This is a genomic window from Denitratisoma sp. (assembly GCA_032027165.1).
Lineage (GTDB): Bacteria > Pseudomonadota > Gammaproteobacteria > Burkholderiales > Rhodocyclaceae > Desulfobacillus.
Genome location: JAVSMO010000001.1, coordinates 1,575,418 through 1,594,425, shown reverse-complemented (window position 1 = coordinate 1,594,425; position 19,008 = coordinate 1,575,418). Strand labels below are relative to the sequence as shown.

The window sequence follows — 19,008 nt, the reverse complement described above, 5'->3', positions numbered from 1 at the left end:
GCTAAAATCTCAGGCTTTTGACGAACTTGGGATCGGGCTGTTTCATGCGACGCAAACTCGTGGCAGGCAACTGGAAAATGCACGGCGGCCTGGCCCGCAATCGCGATCTGTTGCAGAGCCTGGTTCAGGCCATCGGCAAGGGCGGCAAGGCCGACTGCGCCGTCTGCGTCCCCTTTCCCTATCTGGCCCAGACGCAGGAACTGCTGAAGGGTACGGCGATCGCCTGGGGTGGTCAGACACTGTCGGAGCATGTCCAGGGCGCCTATACCGGTGAAGTCAGCGCAGCCATGCTGGTCGATTTCGGCTGTCGTTACGTCATCGTCGGCCACTCCGAGAGGCGCAGTCTGTATGGCGAGAGCAACGAAGCCGTGGCGGCGAAATTCGTCGCGGCGGTGCAGGGCGGTCTGACGCCGATCCTCTGCCTGGGAGAGACGCTGGAGCAGCGTGAGGGGAATGTCACCGAGCAGGTGATTGCCGCCCAGTTTGACGCTGTACTTCAGGCGGCCGGCGTGCGCGGTTTTGCCAATGCCGTCATCGCCTACGAACCGGTATGGGCTATTGGAACGGGGCGTACCGCTTCGCCGCAGCAAGCCCAGGACGTGCACGCCTTCATCCGCGAACGGCTGGCCCAGAGCGATGCGATCCTGGCGCAGCGCATGCAGATTCTTTATGGCGGCAGCGTCAAGCCGCAGAATGCCGCCGAGTTGTTCGGCATGGCCGACATCGACGGCGGCCTGATCGGCGGCGCTTCCCTGGTGGCGCAGGATTTTCTGGCGATCTGCCTGGCGGCAGCCTAACTTAACGATCGGATTGGCAATGGACGGTATTCTTTTCCCCCTGATCCTCACGGTGCATATTCTGGTGGGAGCAGCCATCATCGGCCTGGTGCTTTTGCAGCACGGCAAGGGGGCCGACATGGGTGCGGCCTTCGGCAGCGGCTCTTCGGGCAGCCTGTTTGGCGCCTCGGGCTCGGCCAATTTCCTGAGCCGTACGACGGGCATACTGGCCACGGTTTTCTTCCTGACCAGCCTGGGCCTGAGCTATATCGCAACGAATCGCACCCAGGCGCCCACCAGCGTCATGGAGCAGGTGAATACCCAGCCTGCAGCGCCGGCTACTCCGGCTCCAGCCCAGCCGGTGGGCGATGCGGGCTCGAAAGCAAAGGAAATTCCGAAGTAGGTGATGTTGCGGCGCAAAAAGAGGGTATAATTTCTTTTTGCGTCGTCATAAGAATTAGTGGCTTTGCCACATAGAGTGGCGGAACCGCGGATTAGATGCCGACGTGGTGAAATTGGTAGACACGCTATCTTGAGGGGGTAGTGGCGAAAGCCGTGTGAGTTCGAGTCTCACCGTCGGCACCAGGAATCCTCTGAGACCTGTCCGGCATTCAGCCGGCAGGCTCGATTTGCAGCAGGAACGCGAAGGGCTCGGCGGAATGGTTGGAAGGACCTTCCGCGCAGATTATGTTGGAAAACTACTTTCCTGTCCTCGTTTTCATACTCGTCGGCCTGGCCTTCGGGTGTGCCCCCATCCTCCTCGGCTGGCTCGTTGCCCCGAATCGTCCCGACAGCGAGAAACTCTCCCCTTTCGAATGCGGTTTCGAGGCCTTCGAAGACGCGCGCATGAAGTTCGACGTGCGCTTCTACCTGATCGCCATCATATTTATTCTGTTCGACCTGGAAATCGCCTTCCTCTTTCCCTGGGCGGTAATCTTCAAGGATATCGTTGCCTCGGACACGATGCGGATGTTCGGTTTCTTCGAGATGATGATTTTCGTCGGCATCCTGGCCATCGGCTACGTCTACGCCTGGGCCAAGGGCGCACTGGACTGGGAGTGAGCAGGCCATGAGTATCGAAGGCGTACTGGAAAAGGGCTTCGTCACCACCACCCTCGATACTGTCATCAACTGGACGCGCACCGGCTCGATGTGGCCGATGACCTTCGGCCTCGCCTGTTGCGCCGTCGAGATGATCCACGCCGGTTGCTCGCGCTACGACCTCGACCGCTTCGGCATCGTCTTCCGCCCCAGCCCGCGCCAGTCCGACGTGATGATCGTTGCCGGCACCCTGACCAACAAGATGGCGCCGGCCCTGCGCAAGGTGTACGACCAGATGGCCGAGCCGCGCTGGGTGTTGTCGATGGGTTCCTGCGCCAACGGCGGCGGCTATTACCACTATTCCTACTCCGTCGTGCGCGGCTGCGACCGCATCGTGCCGGTAGACGTGTACGTGCCGGGCTGTCCGCCGACGGCGGAAGCGCTGCTCTACGGTCTTATTCAGTTGCAGAACAAGATCAAGCGCACTTCCACCATAGCCCGCTGAAAACAATCGACGCCGAATAACATGAGCGCCAAGCTGGAAGCCCTTTGCCAGAACCTGCATAACGTGCTTGGCGACCGTATCGCCAGCCTCAGGACAGCCCTCGGCGAAGTCACCCTCGAAGTGGCTGCAGGGCATTACCTCGAGACCGCGCGCATCCTGCGCGACCACCCCGATCTTCGTTTCGAGCAGCTGATGGACCTCACCGGCGTCGACTACTCGACCTGGGGCGAAGGCGCCTGGAGCGGCCCGCGCTTCGCCGCGGTATGCCACCTGACTTCGGTGTCGAAGAACTGGCGCCTGCGGCTGCGCGTCTTCGCACCGGACGACGGCTTCCCGGTGCTGCCCTCGGTGGTCGGCCTGTGGAACAGTGCCAACTGGTACGAGCGCGAGGCCTTCGACCTCTATGGCATCCTCTTCGAGGGCCACCCCGACCTGCGCCGCATTCTTTCCGACTACGGCTTCGTCGGCCACCCCTTCCGCAAGGACTTCCCGATTTCCGGCTACGTCGAGATGCGCTACGACCCCGACCAGCGCCGCGTCGTCTACCAGCCGGTGACCATCGAGCCGCGCGAGAACACGCCGCGAATCATCCGCGAGGACAGCTATGGGGATGTCGGCCATGGCTGAAATCAGAAACTACACCATCAACTTCGGGCCCCAGCATCCGGCGGCGCACGGTGTGCTGCGACTGGTGCTCGAACTCGACGGCGAAGTGATCGTCCGCGCCGACCCGCACATCGGCCTACTGCACCGCGCCACCGAGAAGCTTGCCGAGACCAAGACCTGGCTGCAGACAGTGCCTTACCTGGACCGCCTCGACTACGTCTCGATGATGTGCAACGAGCACGCTTACGTGATGGCGGTGGAGAAGCTGCTCGGCATCGAGGTGCCGATCCGCGCCCAGTACATCCGCGTCATGATGGACGAGGTGACGCGCATCCTGAACCACCTGCTGAACATCGGCACCCACGCCCTCGACATCGGCGCCATGACCATGGTGTTGTACACCTTCCGCGAGCGGGAGGACCTGATGGATGTGTACGAGGCCGTCTCCGGCGCCCGGCTGCACGCCGCCTACTACCGGCCGGGCGGCGTCTATCGCGACCTGCCCGACCGCATGCCGCAGTACGAAGAGAACAAGTTCAAGAACGCAGAGACCGTGAAGCGTCTGAACGAGGCGCGCCAGGGCTCGCTGCTCGACTTCCTCGAGGACTTCACCAACCGGTTCCCGGCCTACGTCGACGAATACGAGACGCTGCTTACCGACAACCGCATCTGGAAGCAGCGCACCGTCGGCATCGGCGTGGTTTCGCCCGAGCGTGCGCTGGCGCTCGGCTTCTCCGGGCCCATGCTGCGCGGCTCCGGCGTCGAGTGGGACCTCCGCAAGAAGCAGCCCTACGAGGTCTATGACCGCATGGAGTTCGACGTGCCGGTCGGCGTGAACGGCGACTGCTACGACCGTTATCTCGTGCGCATCGAAGAGATGCGCCAGGCCAACCGCATCGTCAGGCAGTGCATTGACTGGCTGCGCCAGAACCCCGGTCCGGTGATCACCGACAACCACAAGGTGGCGCCCCCCCCGCGCGAGAAGATGAAGGCCAGCATGGAAGAGCTGATCCATCACTTCAAGCTGTTCACCGAAGGTATGCACGTGCCGCCCGGCGAGGCCTATGCCGCGATCGAGCACCCGAAGGGCGAGTTCGGCGTGTACGCCATCTCCGACGGTGGCAACAAGCCCTACCGCATCAAGCTGCGCTCGCCCGGTTTCCCGCACCTCGCCGCCACCGACGAGATGGCGAAGGGACACATGATCGCCGATGCGACGGCCATCATCGGCACCATCGACCTGGTGCTGGGCGACACGGACCGATAGCCTTGAGAAGACCATGCTGAGCCAGGACGCACTGCAGAAAATCGACCGCGAGATCGCCAAGTACCCGGCGGACCAGAAACAGTCTGCCGTGATGGGCGCGCTGGCCATCGCCCAGATGGAGCTGGGCTGGCTGTCCACCGAGACCATGGAGGAGGTGGCGCGATACCTCGGCATGGCGCCGGTGGCGGTCTACGAGGTGGCGAGCTTCTACAACATGTACGACCTCGCCCCGGTCGGAAAGTACAAGATCACCGTGTGCACCAACCTGCCTTGCGCGCTGTCAGGCGGCGTGCATGCCGCCGACTATCTCAAGCAGAAGCTCGGCATCGGCTTCAACGAGACCACCGCCGACGGCAGGTTCACCCTGAAGGAGGGCGAGTGCATGGGCGCCTGCGGCGACGCGCCGGTGATGCTGGTGAACAACGTGCGCATGTGCAGCTTCATGCAGCCGGAGCAGATCGACGCGCTGCTCGGGGAGTGCAAGTGATGGGCGCCCTCGGCTTCATCCTGAATGCGGAAGAGGGCGAGCGCAGCTGGCGACTCGCCGAGTACGTCAAGCGCGGCGGCTACGCGGCATTGAAGAAGATCATCAACGAGAAGATTCCCGCCGACCAGATCGTCGGCGAGTTGAAGAAGTCCTCGCTGCGCGGCCGCGGCGGCGCCGGCTTTCCGACCGGCCTGAAGTGGAGCTTCATGCCGCGCCAGTTCCCCGGCGCCAAGTACGTCGTCTGCAACTCCGACGAGGGCGAGCCGGGCACCTTCAAGGATCGCGACATCCTGCGCTGGAACCCGCACATGGTGATCGAGGGCATGATCATCGCCGGCTACGCCATGGGCTGCGCACGCGGCTACAACTACATACACGGCGAGATCTGGGAGATCTACAAGCGCTTCGAGGAGGCCCTCGATGAGGCGCGCGCCGCGAAGCTGCTTGGGGATAACATCCTCGGCTCCGATTTCAGCTTCGAGCTGCAGGCGCACCACGGCTACGGCGCCTACATCTGCGGCGAGGAAACCGCGCTGCTCGAGTCCATCGAGGGCAAGAAGGGCCAGCCGCGCTTCAAGCCGCCGTTTCCGGCCAGCTTCGGCCTCTACGGCAAGCCGACCACCATCAACAACACCGAGACCTTCGCCTCGGTGCCGTACATCATCAACGAGGGCGGCGACAAGTTCCTCGAGCTGGGCAAGCCGAACAACGGCGGCACCAAGCTGTTCTCCGTTTCCGGCCACGTCAACCGGCCCGGCAATTTCGAGGTGCCGATGGGCACGCCGTTCAAGGACCTGCTCGCGTTGGCGGGCGGCATGCGAGGCGGCCGCAAGCTGAAGGCGGTGATCCCCGGCGGCTCCTCCGCGCCGGTGCTTCCGGCCGAGGTCATCATGGAGTGCACGCTCGACTACGACTCGATCGCCAAAGCCGGCTCGATGCTCGGCTCCGGCGCCGTCATCGTCATGGACGAGACCACCTGCATGGTGAAGGCGCTCGAGCGCCTGTCCTACTTCTACTTCGAGGAATCCTGCGGCCAGTGCACGCCATGCCGCGAGGGCACCGGCTGGCTCTACCGCGTCGTGCACCGCATCGAGCACGGCGAGGGGCGCCCCGAGGACCTCGACCTCCTCAACAGCGTCACCGACAACATCATGGGCCGCACCATCTGCGCCCTCGGCGACGCGGCCTCCATGCCGGTGAAGAGCTTCATCAAGCACTTCGGCGCGGAATTCGAATACCACATCCAGAACAAGAAATGCCTGGTGCCCGAGGACGTGCAGCGCGCGGGCAGCGGCTTCTTCAAGGCGGCGTAGCGAAATGCTGGAAATCGAGATCGACGGCAGGAAAACCGAGGTGACCGACGGCAGCACCGTGATGGATGCCGCCCACCAGCTCGGCATCTTCATTCCGCACTTCTGCTACCACAAGAAGCTGTCCATCGCCGCCAACTGCCGCATGTGCCTGGTGCAGGTGGAGAAGGCGCCGAAGCCCCTGCCGGCCTGCGCCACGCCGGTGACCAACGGCATGAAGGTGTTCACGCACTCGGAAGCCGCCGTCAAGGCGCAGAAGGGCGTGATGGAGTTCCTCCTCATCAACCACCCGCTCGACTGCCCGATCTGCGACCAGGGCGGCGAGTGCCAGCTGCAGGATCTCTCCGTCGGCTATGGCCAGAGCGCCTCGCGCTACCAGGAAGAGAAGCGCGTGGTGGTGAACAAGAATCTCGGCCCGCTCATCTCGACCGACATGACGCGCTGCATCCACTGCACGCGCTGCGTGCGCTTCACGCAGGAGATTGCCGGCTGGATGGAGCTCGGCCAGGCCTTCCGCGGCGAGCACGCCGAGATCATGCCCTTCATCGAGAAGACGGTGGATTCGGAACTGTCCGGCAACGTCATCGACCTCTGCCCGGTCGGCGCATTGACCTCGAAGCCCTTCCGCTTTGCCGCCCGCACCTGGGAGTTGTCGCGCCGCAAGTCGGTCAGCCCGCACGACGGTCTCGGCGCCAACCTGATCGTCCAGGTCAAGCACGACAAGGTGCTGCGCGTCCTGCCGCTGGAGAACGAGGACGTCAACGAGTGCTGGCTGTCGGACAAGGACCGCTTCTCCTACGAGGCGCTGAATTCGGAAGCGCGCCTGACGAAGCCGATGTTGAAGCAGTGCGGCGAATGGCGGGAGGTCGATTGGCAGACGGCGCTGGAATTCATCGGCACCGACCTCAAGCGCGTGGTGCGCGAGCACGGTGCCGCCGCAATCGGCGCGCTGGCCTCGCCGCACGCCACGCTGGAAGAACTCCACCTGCTGCAGAAGTTCATCCGTGGCGCCGGCAGCGAGAACGTCGACTGCCGTCTCCGCCAGACTGACTTTTCCCTTGACGGCAAGGGCGCGACGCCCTGGCTGGGCCTGCCCGTCGCCGACATTCCGTCGCTCGACCGCGTGCTGGTCGTCGGCAGCTTCCTGCGCAAGGACCATCCGCTGCTCGCCCAGCGCCTGCGCCAGGCGGCGAAGAAGTACACCAGCGTCTGCCTGCTGCATGTCGCCGACGACGACCAGCTGATCAATCTGCACACGAAGTCGATCGTCGCACCGTCGGCGCTGGCGACGGAACTGGCCGGCATTGTCAAGGCGGCCGCCGAGGCGAAGGGTGCGGCGGTCGATGCCGCGCTGGCCGGTGTGCAGCCGACGGCCGCGGCGAAGGCCATCGCCGAGAGCTTGCTATCCGGCGAGAAGACCGCCATCTTCCTCGGCAACTTCGCCCAGCAGCATGCACAGTCCGCAACGCTGCATGGCCTGGCGCAGAAACTGGCCGAACTGACCGGCGCGCGCTTCGGCTATCTCGGCGAGGCGGCCAACTCGGTCGGCGGCTACATCGCCAACGCCGTGCCGGGCGCCTCGGGCCTCAACGCCGCGCGCATGCTGGCCGAGCCGCGCAAGGCGTATTTCGTCCTGCACGCCGAGCCCGAGCTCGACTGTGTCAATCCGCAGCAGGCGCTGGCCGCGCTGAAGGGCGCCGACCTCGTCGTAGCGCTGACGCCGTTTAAGACCCGAGCCGTCGACTACGCCCATGTGATCCTGCCGATCGCGCCATTCACGGAAACCTCCGGCACCTTCATCAGCACCGAGGGCCGCGTGCAGAGTTTCAATGCCGTGGTCAAGCCGCTGGGAGATACGCGCCCCGCCTGGAAGGTGCTGCGCGTGCTGGGTAACCTGCTCGGACTACCCGGGTTCGAGCAGGAGAGTTCGGAAGCCGTGCGTGCCGAAATCCTGGGCGGCAAGCCGGCCTCGGTGGCCGAGCGCCTGAGCAACCGGGCCGACGGCATCGCTCTCGATCTGGCCGCGACTGCGCCTGCGTTGCAACGCGTGGCCGACGTGCCGATCCATTTCGCCGATCCGCTGGCGCGCCGCGCGCCCTCGCTGCAGAAGACACGCGACGCGGCGCCGCCTGCCGCGCGCATGAACGCCGCCACGCTGGCGAAGCTCGGACTTTCCGCCGGCGTGCAGGTGAAAGTCAGTCTCGGCGGCACGGCGACACTCCTCGTGCAGCTGGATACCGGATTGCCCGACGGCTGCGTGCGTGTCGCCGCCGGCCACGAACTGACTTCCGGCCTCGGCCCGATGCAGGGCGAGATCAAAGTGGAGCGCGCCTGATGGAAGCCCTGGTCCTGCAATTCTTCCAGTGGTTCTGGAACCTGTTCGGCGTGTGGGACCCGCTGTGGTCCGCCGTCCAGCCGGTCTGGCCGCTGGTTTGGGTGCTGATGAAGATCGTCGCCATCCTGGTGCCGCTGATGCTGTCGGTGGCCTACCTGACGCTGGCCGAGCGCAAGGTCATCGGCTACATGCAGGTGCGCATCGGCCCCAACCGCGTCGGTCCGTGGGGGTTGTTGCAGCCGATCGCCGACGGCATGAAGCTGTTCTTCAAGGAAGTGCTGGTGCCGACCGGCGCCAACAAGGCGCTGTTCTTCGTCGGACCGGTGATGGCCATCGCCCCAGCCCTGGCCGCCTGGGCGGTGGTGCCATTTTTCGACGGCGGCGCGCTGGCCAATATCGACGCCGGGCTGTTCTACATCCTGGCCATGACCTCGATGGGCATTTACGGCGTGATCATCGCCGGCTGGGCTTCCAACTCCAAGTATCCCTTCCTCGGCGCCATGCGCGCCTCGGCACAAATGGTGTCCTACGAGATCGCCATGGGCATGGCCTTGGTGACGGTGCTGATGATTTCCAACAGTCTCAACCTCTCCGACATCGTCCGTGCCCAGGGCCGCGGCTGGTTCGCCGAGCACGGAGCCGGCTTCCTGTCCTGGAACTGGATTCCGCTGCTACCGATGTTCGTCGTGTATTTCATTTCCGGCGTGGCCGAGACCAACCGCGCGCCCTTCGACGTCGTCGAAGGCGAATCCGAAATCGTCGCTGGCCACATGGTCGAGTTCTCCGGCATGGCCTTCGCCATGTTCTTCCTCGCCGAGTACGCCAACATGATTCTGGTGGCGACCCTCACCTCGATCCTGTTCCTCGGCGGCTGGCTGTCGCCGGTCGGCTTCCTGCCCGACGGTTTCCACTGGCTGGCGGTGAAGATTTCGTTGTTCCTGTTCCTGTTCCTGTGGTTCCGCGCCACCTTCCCGCGCTATCGCTACGACCAGATCATGCGCCTGGGCTGGAAGGTTTTCGTGCCGCTGACCCTGGTGTGGATCGTCGTCATCGGCTCCTGGATGGTGTCGCCATGGAACATCTTCAAGTGAGGGAGTAGACAATGGGTGCCAAGGACTTCCTCAACAGCCTGCTGCTCAAGGAGCTTTTCAAGGGCCTGTCCGTCACCGGGCGCTATCTGTTTGCGCCGAAGATCACTGTGCAGTACCCCGAGGAGAAGACGCCGCAGAGCAACCGCTTTCGCGGCTTGCACGCCCTGCGCCGCTACCCGAACGGGGAAGAGCGCTGCATCGCCTGCAAGCTGTGCGAGGCGGTGTGCCCGGCGATGGCCATCACCATCGAATCGGCCGAGCGCGAGGACGGCTCGCGCCGCACCACGCGCTACGACATCGACCTGACGAAGTGCATCTTCTGCGGCTTCTGCGAGGAAGCCTGCCCGGTCGATGCCATCGTCGAGACGCGCGTGCTGGAGTACCACGGCGAGAAGCGCGGCGACCTCTACTACACCAAGCAGATGCTGCTGGCGGTGGGCGACAAGTATGAAGCCCAGATCGCCGCCGACCGCGAGCAGGATGCCAGGTTCCGGTGACGCCCATGGACTTCAAGACCGCGCTTTTCTACATCCTCTCTGCGATCCTGGTGATCGCGGCGCTGCGCGTCGTCACCGCGCGCAACCCGGTGCACGCCGTGCTGTTCCTGGTACTCGCCTTCTTCAACGCAAGCGGCCTCTGGCTGCTGCTGCAGGCGGAATTCCTCGCCATCGCGCTGATCGTCGTTTATGTCGGCGCGGTCATGGTGCTGTTCCTGTTCGTCGTCATGATGCTCGATATCAACCTTGAGCGGCTGCGCCAGGGCTTCTGGAGCAACCTCTGGCTTGGCGGCCCGATCGCCGTGCTGATGGTGATTGAGATGGTGGCGGTGCTCTCCGCCCGCAGTTTCGGACTGGAGGCCATGCCTGAGCCTGCGGCACCGGCGGCCGGCTACTCCAACACCAAGGCGCTGGGCATGGCCATCTATACGGACTATGTCTACCCATTCGAACTGGCCTCGGTGATCCTGCTGGTGGCGCTGATCGCCGCCGTCGTGCTGAACCTGCGCCAGCGCCGCGACAACAAACAGCTGAATCCTGCCGATCAGATCGCCATCAAGCGCAAGGACCGGGTGCGCATCGTGTCCATGCCAGCGGAGAAGGAATAAGCCATGCCCGGCCTGAACCACTTCCTGATTCTCGGCGCCATCCTCTTTTCGATCGGCGTGGTCGGCGTCTTCCTGAACCGGAAGAACCTCATCGTGCTGCTGATGGCCATCGAACTGATGCTGCTTGCCGTCAACATGAACTTCGTCGCCTTCTCGCATTTCCTCGGCGACATGGGCGGGCAGGTCTTCGTCTTCTTCATCCTGACGGTCGCCGCGGCGGAAGCCGCCATCGGCCTTGCCATCCTGGTCGTGCTGTTTCGCAACCTGCGCACGATCCACGTGGACGACCTCGATAGCCTGCAGGGATAACCATGAGCGAAATGCATCCCCTTGCCTTGTACGTGCCGCTGGCGCCGCTGGCCGGCGCCCTTGTTGCCGGCCTGTTCGGCAGGACCATCGGCCGCGCAGGCTCCCACTGGGTCACCAGCCTCGGCGTGGCCGTCTCGCTGATCCTGTCCTGGCTTATCTTCCAGGACGTCGATGCCGGCAAGATCTACAACGCCGCGGTCTATACCTGGGCCACCAGCGGCGGCATCAGCTTCCAGGTCGGCTTCCTCATCGACAAGCTGACGGTGACCATGATGCTGGTGGTCACCTTTGTTTCCCTGATGGTGCACATCTACACCATCGGCTACATGGCCCACGACGAGGAGAACTGGCCGGCTGACAGCCTGGCCGGCAAGAACAGCTACCAGCGCTTCTTCGCCTACATTTCGCTGTTCACCTTCTCGATGCTGATGCTGGTGATGAGCAACAACTTCCTCCAGCTGTTTTTCGGCTGGGAAGCCGTGGGCCTGGTCTCCTACCTGCTGATCGGCTTCTGGTCCAACCGGCCGACCGCGATCTACGCCAACCTGAAGGCCTTCCTGGTCAACCGCGTCGGCGACTTCGGCTTCCTGCTCGGCATCGGCCTGATCGCTGCCTACTGCGGCTCGCTCAACTACAGCGACGTCTTCGCCCTGTCGCAGAAGCTGGCCGGCACCACGATCGAGCTGATCCCGGGCTCGCCCTGGGTGCTGGTCTCAGTCGTATGCATCTGTCTGTTCATCGGCGCCATGGGCAAGTCGGCGCAGTTCCCGTTGCACGTCTGGCTGCCCGATTCGATGGAGGGCCCGACGCCGATCTCCGCGCTGATCCATGCCGCCACGATGGTGACGGCCGGCATCTTCATGGTCTCGCGCATGTCGCCGCTGTTCGAGCTGTCGGACACGGCGCTGTCCTTCGTCATCGTCATCGGCGCCATCACCGCCTTCTTCATGGCGCTGATCGCCATCGTGCAGACCGACATCAAGCGCGTCGTCGCCTACTCGACGCTGTCGCAACTCGGCTACATGACCACCGCCCTGGGCGCCTCGGCCTACTCGGCGGCGATGTTCCACCTCGCCACCCACGCCTTCTTCAAGGCGGTGCTGTTCCTCGGCGCCGGCTCGGTGATCATCGCCATGCACCACGAGCAGGACATGCGCAGGATGGGCGGCCTGAGGAAGTACATGCCGATCACGTATGTCACGGTGCTGATCGGCGCGCTGGCCAACGCCGGCTTCCCGCCCTTCGCCGGCTTCTTCTCCAAGGACTCGATCATCGAAGCGGTACACCTGTCGACCACGGCGGGCGCCGGTTTCGCCTATGCGCTGCTCCTCGCCGGCGTATTCGTCGGCGGCTTCTATTCCTTCCGCCTGGTGTTCTTCGCCTTCCACGGCAAGGAGCGTTTCCGCGAAGCTTCCGCGCATGGCGGGCACGATGCCCACGATGCCGTACATGGTTCGCACGGCCATGATGATCACGGCCATCACGGCCCAGTCGAGCCGAAGGAGTCGCCGTGGGTGGTGACCGTACCGCTGGTCCTGCTGGCGATCCCCTCCGTCATCGCCGGCTGGACGATGATCGGCCCGGCGCTGTTCGGCAACTATTTCGGCGGCGCGGTCTTCATCGCCCCCGAGCATCCGGCCATCGCCAGCATGAAGGCCGGCTTCCACGGCGCCTTCGGCATGATCACGCACGGCCTGATGACGCCGCCGTTCTGGCTGGCGCTGGCCGGTGCGGCGACGGCCTGGTACCTCTACATCGTGCGGCCAGACCTGCCGGCCGTGATCAAGGGGAAATCGGGCGTGCTGGCCCGTATCCTGGAGGAGAAATACGGCTTCGACCGCTTCAACGACTGGTTCTTCGCAGGCGGCGCCCGCCTGCTCGGGCGCGGCCTGTGGAAGGGCGGCGACCAGGCGCTGATCGACGGCCTGGCGGTGAACGGCTCGGCCAAGGTGGTCGGCTGGATCGCCTCGATCGTCCGCCTGTTCCAGTCGGGCTACATCTACCAGTATGCGTTCTCCATGATCATCGGCGTATTCGTGCTGCTGACTTTGTGGATGAACCGGGCCTAGGAAAACAAGAATGTCAGGTCTACCCTTATTGAGTCTTGCGATCTGGCTGCCCATCGTCGGCGGCCTGCTGGTGCTCGCCACCGGTTCCGACCGCAACGCGGGACTGGCGCGGCCGCTCGCCCTGGTGGTGGCCGTGGCCGGCTTCCTCGTCACGATCCCGCTCTATACCGGCTTTGACAACGGCACCAGCGCGATGCAGTTCGAAGAGCTGCGGCCATGGATCCAGCGCTTCAACATCAACTACCAGCTCGGCGTGGACGGCATCTCGGTGCTGTTCATCCTGCTCAACAGCTTCATCACGCCGCTGGTGGTGTTGGCCGGCTGGAAGGTTATCGAGGAGAAGGTGGCCCAGTATATGGCCGCCTTCCTGATCATGTCCGGCCTCATGAACGGCATCTTCTCGGCGCTCGACGCCGTGCTGTTCTACGTTTTCTTCGAGGCCTCGCTGATCCCGATGTACATCATCATCGGCGTCTGGGGCGGGCCGAACCGAGTCTATGCCGCATTCAAGTTCTTCCTCTACACGCTACTCGGCTCGCTGTTGATGCTGGTCGCGCTGATCTGGCTCTTTTTCCAGTCCGGCTACAGCTTCAACCTGCTCGAATGGCACGCGCTGCGCATCCCGCTCGCGGCGCAGATCCTGCTGTTCCTCGCCTTCCTGGTCGCCTTCGCCGTCAAGGTGCCGATGTGGCCGGTACACACCTGGCTGCCGGATGCCCACGTCGAGGCGCCGACCGGCGGCTCGGTGGTGCTGGCCGCCATCATGCTGAAGCTGGGCGCCTACGGCTTCCTGCGGTTCTCGCTGCCGATCGCGCCCGACGCCTCGCGCGAACTGGCCTGGCTGATGATTGTGCTGTCGCTCACGGCCGTGGTGTACATCGGCTTCGTTGCCCTGGTGCAGGCCGACATGAAGAAGCTGATCGCCTACTCGTCGATTTCCCACATGGGCTTCGTCACGCTCGGCTTCTTCATCTTCAACTCGCTCGGCGTTGAGGGTGCCCTGGTGCAGATGATCTCGCACGGCTTTGTCTCAGGCGCCATGTTTCTCTGCGTCGGCGTGCTCTACGACCGTGTGCACAGCCGCCAGATCGCCGACTACGGCGGCGTGGTCCACACCATGCCGAAATTTGCCGCCTTCATGGTCCTGTTCGCCATGGCCAACTCCGGGCTCCCCGCTACCAGCGGTTTCGTCGGCGAGTTCATGGTGATCCTTGGCGCAGTGCAGTACAACTTCTGGATCGGCTTCGCCGCCGCCACCACGCTGATCCTCGGTGCCGCCTACACGCTTTGGATGGTCAAGCGTGTGGTGTTCGGCGCGGTGGCCAACCACCATGTTGCCGAGCTCGCAGACATCAACGCGCGGGAGTTCGCCATCCTGGCGTTGCTGGCGCTGTGCGTGCTGGGCATGGGCCTCTACCCGCTGCCGTTCACCGAAGTGATGCACGCTTCGGTAGACAACCTGCTGAAGCACGTTGCCGTGCCGAAACTCTGAGGACGGACAAGACATGAACTTCGTTATGCCCGATCTCTACCCCGCCTCGGCGGAGATCTTCATCCTGCTGATGGCCTGCGTGCTGTTGCTGGTCGATCTCTTCGTCGGCAAAGGCCGCCGCTGGCTGGTTTATCTGCTGGCCCAGTTGACCCTGGCCGGCTGCTTCGGCATTACCTTGCTTACCCTCGACGGGCAGGGTGTGACGACCTTCAGCAATATGTTCGTCGACGACCTGCTTGCCGACTTTCTCAAGCTGGCGCTCTATCCGGCAGTCGCCGTCATGCTGGTCTACAGCCGTGGATATCTCGCAGCCCGCAACCTCGATCGCGGCGAGTTCTACGTGCTGGTGCTGTTCGCCACCCTCGGCATGATGGTGATGATCTCGGCCAGCCACTTCCTCACCATCTATCTGGGGCTGGAGATGCTGGCCCTCTCGCTCTACGCCCTTGTGGCGATCGACCGTGATTCCGCCCGAGCCACCGAGGCGGCGATGAAATACTTCGTCCTCGGCGCCATGGCCTCAGGCCTGCTGCTCTATGGCATGTCCATGGTCTATGGTGCAGTCGGCAGCCTGGAGCTCTTCGAGATCGGCCAGCGCATCGCACTGGGCGGTGGCAACAAGGCGGTGCTGGTGTTCGGCCTGGTCTTCGTCGTTGCCGGCCTCGCCTTCAAGCTGGGCGTGGTGCCCTTCCATATGTGGGTGCCGGATGTCTATCACGGCGCGCCGACGGCAGTGACGCTGTTCATCGGCTCGGCGCCGAAGCTGGCCGCCTTCGCCATCGCCCTGCGCATCCTGGTCACCGGCCTGGCCGAGCTGGCCGAGCACTGGCAGGTGATGCTGATGATCCTTGCCGCGCTTTCCATCGCCCTGGGCAACCTGGCTGCGATCGCGCAGACCAACCTCAAGCGCATGCTGGCCTATTCGGCGATTTCCCACATGGGCTTCATGCTGCTCGGCCTGCTCTCCGGCATCGTCGGCGGCGATCCGAGCTTCACGCCGAATGCCTACAGTTCTGCGATGTTCTATGCCATTGCCTACGTGCTGATGAGCCTCGGCTCCTTCGGCATGATTCTGCTGCTCTCGCGTGCCGGCTTCGAGGCCGAGAACATCGAGGACTTCAAGGGTCTCAACAAGCGCAGCCCTTGGTTTGCCGCGATCATGATGATCCTCATGTTCTCGATGGCAGGCGTGCCGTTCTTCGTCGGCTTCTTCGCAAAGTTCGCCGTGCTTCAGGCGGTGGTCGCCGCCAAGCAGGTCTGGCTGGCGGTGTTCGCCGTGCTGTTCTCGCTGGTCGGCGCCTTCTACTACCTGCGCGTGGTGAAGGTGATGTATTTCGACGCACCGACCGACAACGCGCCGATCGAGGCACCGCGCGACATGCGCATCCTGCTCTCCATCAATGGCCTGGCCGTGGCGCTGCTTGGTCTGCTGCCCGATGGCGTGCTTAAGTATTCCTTTTACGCAACCTACGCCTTCCTCACCGGGCATTGAGTTGAAACGGGGCAGGGTGCCCCGGTCATAGGCCGATTAGTTTTCAGGCGACCTTCGCGTATTCGACCTTGGCCATGCGTGCGGCCTTTGCCTCTTCCTCTGAATAAGCCTTGCCCGACCACAGCATGCGGTAGGCGATTTCCTCGTTGCCGTTTTCGCACAGCTCAAGCACCTGCCTGAACAGCGGCTGAAAGGTGTCGCTGCGGTGCGAGGCCTCGTGCTCGGCGAAGGAGCGCCAGAAGGTGACGATCAGCGCCTCACGCTCCTTGAGCGGGCTTTCCACGGCCTGGCCGACGGTGCTTCCCTCGTTGGAAATCATGCCCGAATTGAGGGCCACGAAGCCGCCGACGAAACCGGTATCAGAGTGATAGGTCTTCACGTTTTCGCAGAGCAGGGCGACCCGTTCCTCGAGGTCGTCGACGCTATACTCGGGCTTCAGCAGCACGCGGTTGACCGTCACAACGCCTTCATCGTTGAAACCAGGAATGAAACCGGACATTTTTGCCTCCAATGTGTTAATTAGGGAATGCTTATAATAGACTAAATTAGTCGGATATAAGTTCCCTCCATCAGAGAAGTCGAAAAATCAATGAAAGACAGTCACTTGCGAGAGTCGGAAGTGTCCAGTGAAGAAGTTTTTGCAGGCAAGTTGCTCCATGTCCGGTGCGATACTGTTCGACTTCCCGACGGCAAGCAGGCCAGTCGCGAATTCGTCGTCCACCCCGGCGCGGTGGTGATGATCGCCGAACTGCCTAACGGCAAACTGCTCTTCGAACGCCAATTTCGCTACCCGCTCGACCGTGTCTTCCTGGAGCTTCCGGCCGGCAAGATCCATCCCGGCGAAGACACCCTGATCACCGCCAAGCGCGAACTGCAGGAGGAGACCGGCTATGTGGCAGACCACTGGCACCATCTCGGCGTGATTCATCCCTGCATCGGCTATTCCGACGAACGCATCGAGATATTCTTCGCGCGCGGGCTGTCTCATGTCGGACATGCCCTCGACGATGGCGAATTCCTTGAGGTGCACGAATTGGCCCTGGGTGAGGCGATCGAAGCGGTGCGTGACGGCCGTCTGACCGATGGCAAGAGCGTCGCCGGCCTGCTCTGGGCCGAGCGCGTGCTCGACGGTCGCTGGCCACTGCCGACGGCAAGCGAGTAATTAGTATTTCAGCGAATACTTATGGCGTGTAAAATCAAGCAGCAGACCTGCACCAAGCAGGCAGACCGGGTGGAGACGAGGCATGAAGCAAGGCAGCCCCATGTTGCAACAGGCTGACGTCGAATCGCAGAAGGAGGAGATCAACCGCATTCAGGCCCTGCGCGTCCTCTCCGAAGTCACTGCCACGCTGGCCTCCGAATACGACCTCGAGGCGCTGCTCGACCGCTTTCTCGGCATGATGGTGCGGCTCTCCGGCGCCTCGGCCGGCGTCGTCCGCGTGCTCACCAGCGACGGTCAGCACCTGAGGCTTGCCGCCTCGCAGGGCCTGCCCCCCGAACTGGTCGAGAACGAACGCCTGGTCGACATCGACTGCGGCGTCTGCGGCGCAGCCCTGCGCAACGACGAGATCAGGCAGACATTCGACCTCAAGCCCTGCGCTGCGCGTACCGGCCAGCCCTTCTTCGGCGGTTGCCGCTCGATGGTCGTCGTGCCGCTCGAGCACAACGGGCGGCTGCTCGGCGTCTATAACCTCTACATGACCGAGGAGCGCTCGATTCCCGAGGAGGTGTCGCTGCTTTTCCGCTCGATCAGCGAGCATCTCGCCATGGCGCTCGAGAACACCCGTCTCATGCGCGAGAACCTGCGCATGACTCTGATGAGCGAGCGGCAGATGATGGCCAACGAGGTACACGACTCGCTGGCACAGACCATGGCCTACATGAAGATGCGCATCGAGCTGTTGCGCGAGGCGCTGTTGCAGTATGAGAGCGGCAAGGCCCTCAAGTACTCCGCCGACATCCAGCAGGCGCTCGACGAAGCCTATGCCAGCCTGCGCGAGTTGCTGACGCAGTTCCGCAATCGGATGGATCCTCTCGGCCTCGAGCATGCCCTCAAGGAACTCGTCGCCGGCTATTTCGACCGCACCGGTGTCAGGCTCGAATTCGAGAACCGCATTCCCGACCTCAACTTCACGGTCGACCAGGAGGTACAGGTCTTCCACATTTTGCAGGAGGCCCTCTCCAACGTCGCACGCCATGCCGGCGCCAAGCAGGCGTGGCTGACGCTGGAAGTCGTCGACGGCCATTACGCCTTTACCGTCGAGGACGACGGCCGAGGCGTCTTCGTCATGGGGGCGCAGCCCGACCTGCGCCACCATTTCGGCATCAGCATCATGAGCGAGCGTGCCCAGCGCCTCGGCGGCAACATCGAGATCGCCAACCGGCCGCAGGGAGGTGCACGCCTGCGCCTGCTCGTGCCGATCCACCCGGAAAAGGCCAAATGAGCGAAGAGATCATCAAGGTCATGCTGGTCGACGACCACACCCTGTTCCGCAAGGGACTGGCGGAGCTGCTCGACGGCCGCGACAACATTCGCGTTGCCGCCGCCACCGGCGTCCCGGCCGATGCGGCGGGCCTGCTCGACGAAGCGCAACCTGACGTGCTGGTGCTCGACCTCAACATGCCGCCTCATGGCGGCCTTGCCCTGCTGCGCGAACTTCAGTCGAAGGGATGGAGCAGGCCGACCCTGATCCTGACCGTCAGCGACGCCGAGGACGACCTCGCCAACGCCATGCGGGCCGGCGCCCGCGGCTACCTGCTGAAGGACATGGAACCCGACGACGTCGTCGACGCCATCCAGCGCGCCGTGCGTGGCGAGACGGTGGTGGCGCCAGCCATGACGCTGAAGCTGGTGAACCTCCTGCAAGGCGGCGGCAGCAAGAATGCCGCGCGCGAGAACCTGCTTGCCCAACTCACCGCGCGCGAGCGGGAAATCCTCGACCACTTGGCACAAGGCCAGTCCAACAAGGCCATCGCCCGCGCGCTGGACATCTCGCACGACACCGTCAAGCTGCACGTTCGCCATATCCTTTCCAAGCTCAACCTCACCTCGCGTGTCGAGGCGGCGGTCTTTGCCATCGAACAGAAAATGGCGCCGCGGCAGAAATAGCCGCAGCCTCGCCG

Annotated in this window: 20 protein-coding genes and 1 tRNA gene; 20 read left to right on the top strand and 1 reads right to left on the bottom strand. The window is 63.6% G+C overall.

Annotated elements, in window-relative coordinates:
- Window positions 1–44: 44 nt before the first annotated feature.
- The 17 genes from tpiA to nuoN all read left to right on the top strand — a co-directional run bounded on the left by tpiA (window position 45) and on the right by nuoN (window position 15,885).
- Window positions 45–797 carry a triose-phosphate isomerase gene (gene tpiA, locus ROZ00_07835; protein MDT3736116.1) on the top strand — a complete coding sequence of 251 codons (753 nt, stop codon included), beginning with the start codon at window positions 45–47 and terminating at the stop codon, window positions 795–797.
- Window positions 798–816: 19 nt separating this feature from the next.
- Window positions 817–1,179 carry a preprotein translocase subunit SecG gene (secG, locus tag ROZ00_07830; protein MDT3736115.1) on the top strand — a complete coding sequence of 121 codons (363 nt, stop codon included), beginning with the start codon at window positions 817–819 and terminating at the stop codon, window positions 1,177–1,179.
- A 97-nt stretch (window positions 1,180–1,276) separates the two neighbouring features.
- Window positions 1,277–1,361 (top strand) — tRNA-Leu (locus ROZ00_07825).
- A gap of 102 nt (window positions 1,362–1,463) precedes the next feature.
- Window positions 1,464–1,838: an NADH-quinone oxidoreductase subunit A gene (locus ROZ00_07820; GenBank protein ID MDT3736114.1), complete on the top strand. Its 375-nt coding sequence runs from the start codon at window positions 1,464–1,466 to the stop codon at window positions 1,836–1,838.
- A 7-nt stretch (window positions 1,839–1,845) separates the two neighbouring features.
- Window positions 1,846–2,322: an NADH-quinone oxidoreductase subunit B family protein gene (locus ROZ00_07815; protein ID MDT3736113.1), complete on the top strand. Its 477-nt coding sequence runs from the start codon at window positions 1,846–1,848 to the stop codon at window positions 2,320–2,322.
- Between the two features lie 21 nt (window positions 2,323–2,343).
- On the top strand, window positions 2,344–2,949 hold the full coding sequence (locus ROZ00_07810) for an NADH-quinone oxidoreductase subunit C (protein MDT3736112.1): 606 nt from the start codon (window positions 2,344–2,346) through the stop codon (window positions 2,947–2,949).
- The gene (locus tag ROZ00_07805) at window positions 2,942–4,195 is read left to right on the top strand and encodes an NADH-quinone oxidoreductase subunit D (GenBank protein ID MDT3736111.1); all 1,254 of its coding nucleotides are present in this window, start codon (window positions 2,942–2,944) and stop codon (window positions 4,193–4,195) included. The genes ROZ00_07810 and ROZ00_07805 overlap by 8 nt, the downstream gene beginning before the upstream one ends.
- Window positions 4,196–4,208: 13 nt before the next feature.
- On the top strand, window positions 4,209–4,682 hold the full coding sequence (nuoE, locus tag ROZ00_07800) for an NADH-quinone oxidoreductase subunit NuoE (GenBank protein MDT3736110.1): 474 nt from the start codon (window positions 4,209–4,211) through the stop codon (window positions 4,680–4,682).
- Window positions 4,682–5,995, top strand: coding sequence for an NADH-quinone oxidoreductase subunit NuoF (gene nuoF, locus ROZ00_07795; GenBank protein ID MDT3736109.1), 1,314 nt, complete (start codon window positions 4,682–4,684; stop codon window positions 5,993–5,995). Before nuoE ends, nuoF begins: the two co-directional genes overlap by 1 nt.
- A gap of 4 nt (window positions 5,996–5,999) precedes the next feature.
- Window positions 6,000–8,327 (top strand): NADH-quinone oxidoreductase subunit NuoG, encoded by a 2,328-nt coding sequence (nuoG, locus tag ROZ00_07790; protein MDT3736108.1) that lies wholly within the window; start codon window positions 6,000–6,002, stop codon window positions 8,325–8,327.
- A complete protein-coding gene (gene nuoH / locus ROZ00_07785) occupies window positions 8,327–9,418 on the top strand; it encodes an NADH-quinone oxidoreductase subunit NuoH (GenBank protein MDT3736107.1) in 1,092 nt (363 codons plus the stop codon). The genes nuoG and nuoH overlap by 1 nt, the downstream gene beginning before the upstream one ends.
- Window positions 9,419–9,429: 11 nt before the next feature.
- Window positions 9,430–9,915 (top strand): NADH-quinone oxidoreductase subunit NuoI, encoded by a 486-nt coding sequence (gene nuoI / locus ROZ00_07780; GenBank protein MDT3736106.1) that lies wholly within the window; start codon window positions 9,430–9,432, stop codon window positions 9,913–9,915.
- 5 nt (window positions 9,916–9,920) lie between these two features.
- Entirely contained in the window at window positions 9,921–10,523 is a 603-nt protein-coding gene (locus ROZ00_07775; GenBank protein ID MDT3736105.1) for an NADH-quinone oxidoreductase subunit J, read from the top strand.
- A 3-nt stretch (window positions 10,524–10,526) separates the two neighbouring features.
- Window positions 10,527–10,832, top strand: a complete 306-nt coding sequence (gene nuoK, locus ROZ00_07770) for an NADH-quinone oxidoreductase subunit NuoK (GenBank protein MDT3736104.1) — start codon at window positions 10,527–10,529, stop codon at window positions 10,830–10,832.
- Between the two features lie 2 nt (window positions 10,833–10,834).
- A complete protein-coding gene (nuoL, locus tag ROZ00_07765) occupies window positions 10,835–12,901 on the top strand; it encodes an NADH-quinone oxidoreductase subunit L (protein MDT3736103.1) in 2,067 nt (688 codons plus the stop codon).
- Window positions 12,902–12,911: 10 nt separating this feature from the next.
- Entirely contained in the window at window positions 12,912–14,393 is a 1,482-nt protein-coding gene (locus ROZ00_07760) for an NADH-quinone oxidoreductase subunit M (protein MDT3736102.1), read from the top strand.
- 13 nt (window positions 14,394–14,406) lie between these two features.
- Window positions 14,407–15,885: an NADH-quinone oxidoreductase subunit NuoN gene (gene nuoN / locus ROZ00_07755; GenBank protein MDT3736101.1), complete on the top strand. Its 1,479-nt coding sequence runs from the start codon at window positions 14,407–14,409 to the stop codon at window positions 15,883–15,885.
- A 43-nt stretch (window positions 15,886–15,928) separates the two neighbouring features.
- Here nuoN and ROZ00_07750 read toward each other — a convergent pair whose 3' ends face one another.
- Window positions 15,929–16,384 carry a ligand-binding protein SH3 gene (locus tag ROZ00_07750; protein ID MDT3736100.1) on the bottom strand — a complete coding sequence of 152 codons (456 nt, stop codon included), beginning with the start codon at window positions 16,382–16,384 and terminating at the stop codon, window positions 15,929–15,931.
- Between the two features lie 90 nt (window positions 16,385–16,474).
- Here ROZ00_07750 and ROZ00_07745 point away from each other — a divergent pair, with 90 nt between their 5' ends.
- From ROZ00_07745 to ROZ00_07735, 3 genes are all read left to right on the top strand, one after another.
- Window positions 16,475–17,047, top strand: coding sequence for an NUDIX hydrolase (locus ROZ00_07745; GenBank protein MDT3736099.1), 573 nt, complete (start codon window positions 16,475–16,477; stop codon window positions 17,045–17,047).
- Window positions 17,048–17,129: 82 nt separating this feature from the next.
- Window positions 17,130–18,329, top strand: coding sequence for a GAF domain-containing protein (locus tag ROZ00_07740; protein ID MDT3736098.1), 1,200 nt, complete (start codon window positions 17,130–17,132; stop codon window positions 18,327–18,329).
- A complete protein-coding gene (locus ROZ00_07735) occupies window positions 18,326–18,994 on the top strand; it encodes a response regulator (protein ID MDT3736097.1) in 669 nt (222 codons plus the stop codon). The genes ROZ00_07740 and ROZ00_07735 overlap by 4 nt, the downstream gene beginning before the upstream one ends.
- The last annotated feature ends 14 nt before the right edge of the window (window positions 18,995–19,008 follow it).

Bases quoted from the DNA above. Each gene is read 5' to 3' on its own strand.
- tpiA (MDT3736116.1), top strand. From the start codon at position 45: ATGCGACGCAAACTCGTGGCAGGCAACTGGAAAATGCACGGCGGCCTG.
- nuoI (MDT3736106.1), top strand. From the start codon at position 9,430: ATGGGTGCCAAGGACTTCCTCAACAGCCTGCTGCTCAAGGAGCTTTTC.
- nuoK (MDT3736104.1), top strand. From the start codon at position 10,527: ATGCCCGGCCTGAACCACTTCCTGATTCTCGGCGCCATCCTCTTTTCG.
- nuoF (MDT3736109.1), top strand. From the start codon at position 4,682: ATGGGCGCCCTCGGCTTCATCCTGAATGCGGAAGAGGGCGAGCGCAGC.
- ROZ00_07805 (MDT3736111.1), top strand. From the start codon at position 2,942: ATGGCTGAAATCAGAAACTACACCATCAACTTCGGGCCCCAGCATCCG.
- secG (MDT3736115.1), top strand. From the start codon at position 817: ATGGACGGTATTCTTTTCCCCCTGATCCTCACGGTGCATATTCTGGTG.
- ROZ00_07775 (MDT3736105.1), top strand. From the start codon at position 9,921: ATGGACTTCAAGACCGCGCTTTTCTACATCCTCTCTGCGATCCTGGTG.
- ROZ00_07760 (MDT3736102.1), top strand. From the start codon at position 12,912: ATGTCAGGTCTACCCTTATTGAGTCTTGCGATCTGGCTGCCCATCGTC.
- ROZ00_07735 (MDT3736097.1), top strand. From the start codon at position 18,326: ATGAGCGAAGAGATCATCAAGGTCATGCTGGTCGACGACCACACCCTG.
- ROZ00_07815 (MDT3736113.1), top strand. From the start codon at position 1,846: ATGAGTATCGAAGGCGTACTGGAAAAGGGCTTCGTCACCACCACCCTC.
- nuoN (MDT3736101.1), top strand. From the start codon at position 14,407: ATGAACTTCGTTATGCCCGATCTCTACCCCGCCTCGGCGGAGATCTTC.
- ROZ00_07750 (MDT3736100.1), bottom strand. From the start codon at position 16,384: ATGTCCGGTTTCATTCCTGGTTTCAACGATGAAGGCGTTGTGACGGTC.
- nuoE (MDT3736110.1), top strand. From the start codon at position 4,209: ATGCTGAGCCAGGACGCACTGCAGAAAATCGACCGCGAGATCGCCAAG.
- ROZ00_07810 (MDT3736112.1), top strand. From the start codon at position 2,344: ATGAGCGCCAAGCTGGAAGCCCTTTGCCAGAACCTGCATAACGTGCTT.
- nuoL (MDT3736103.1), top strand. From the start codon at position 10,835: ATGAGCGAAATGCATCCCCTTGCCTTGTACGTGCCGCTGGCGCCGCTG.
- ROZ00_07740 (MDT3736098.1), top strand. From the start codon at position 17,130: ATGAAGCAAGGCAGCCCCATGTTGCAACAGGCTGACGTCGAATCGCAG.
- nuoH (MDT3736107.1), top strand. From the start codon at position 8,327: ATGGAAGCCCTGGTCCTGCAATTCTTCCAGTGGTTCTGGAACCTGTTC.
- ROZ00_07745 (MDT3736099.1), top strand. From the start codon at position 16,475: ATGAAAGACAGTCACTTGCGAGAGTCGGAAGTGTCCAGTGAAGAAGTT.
- ROZ00_07820 (MDT3736114.1), top strand. From the start codon at position 1,464: ATGTTGGAAAACTACTTTCCTGTCCTCGTTTTCATACTCGTCGGCCTG.
- nuoG (MDT3736108.1), top strand. From the start codon at position 6,000: ATGCTGGAAATCGAGATCGACGGCAGGAAAACCGAGGTGACCGACGGC.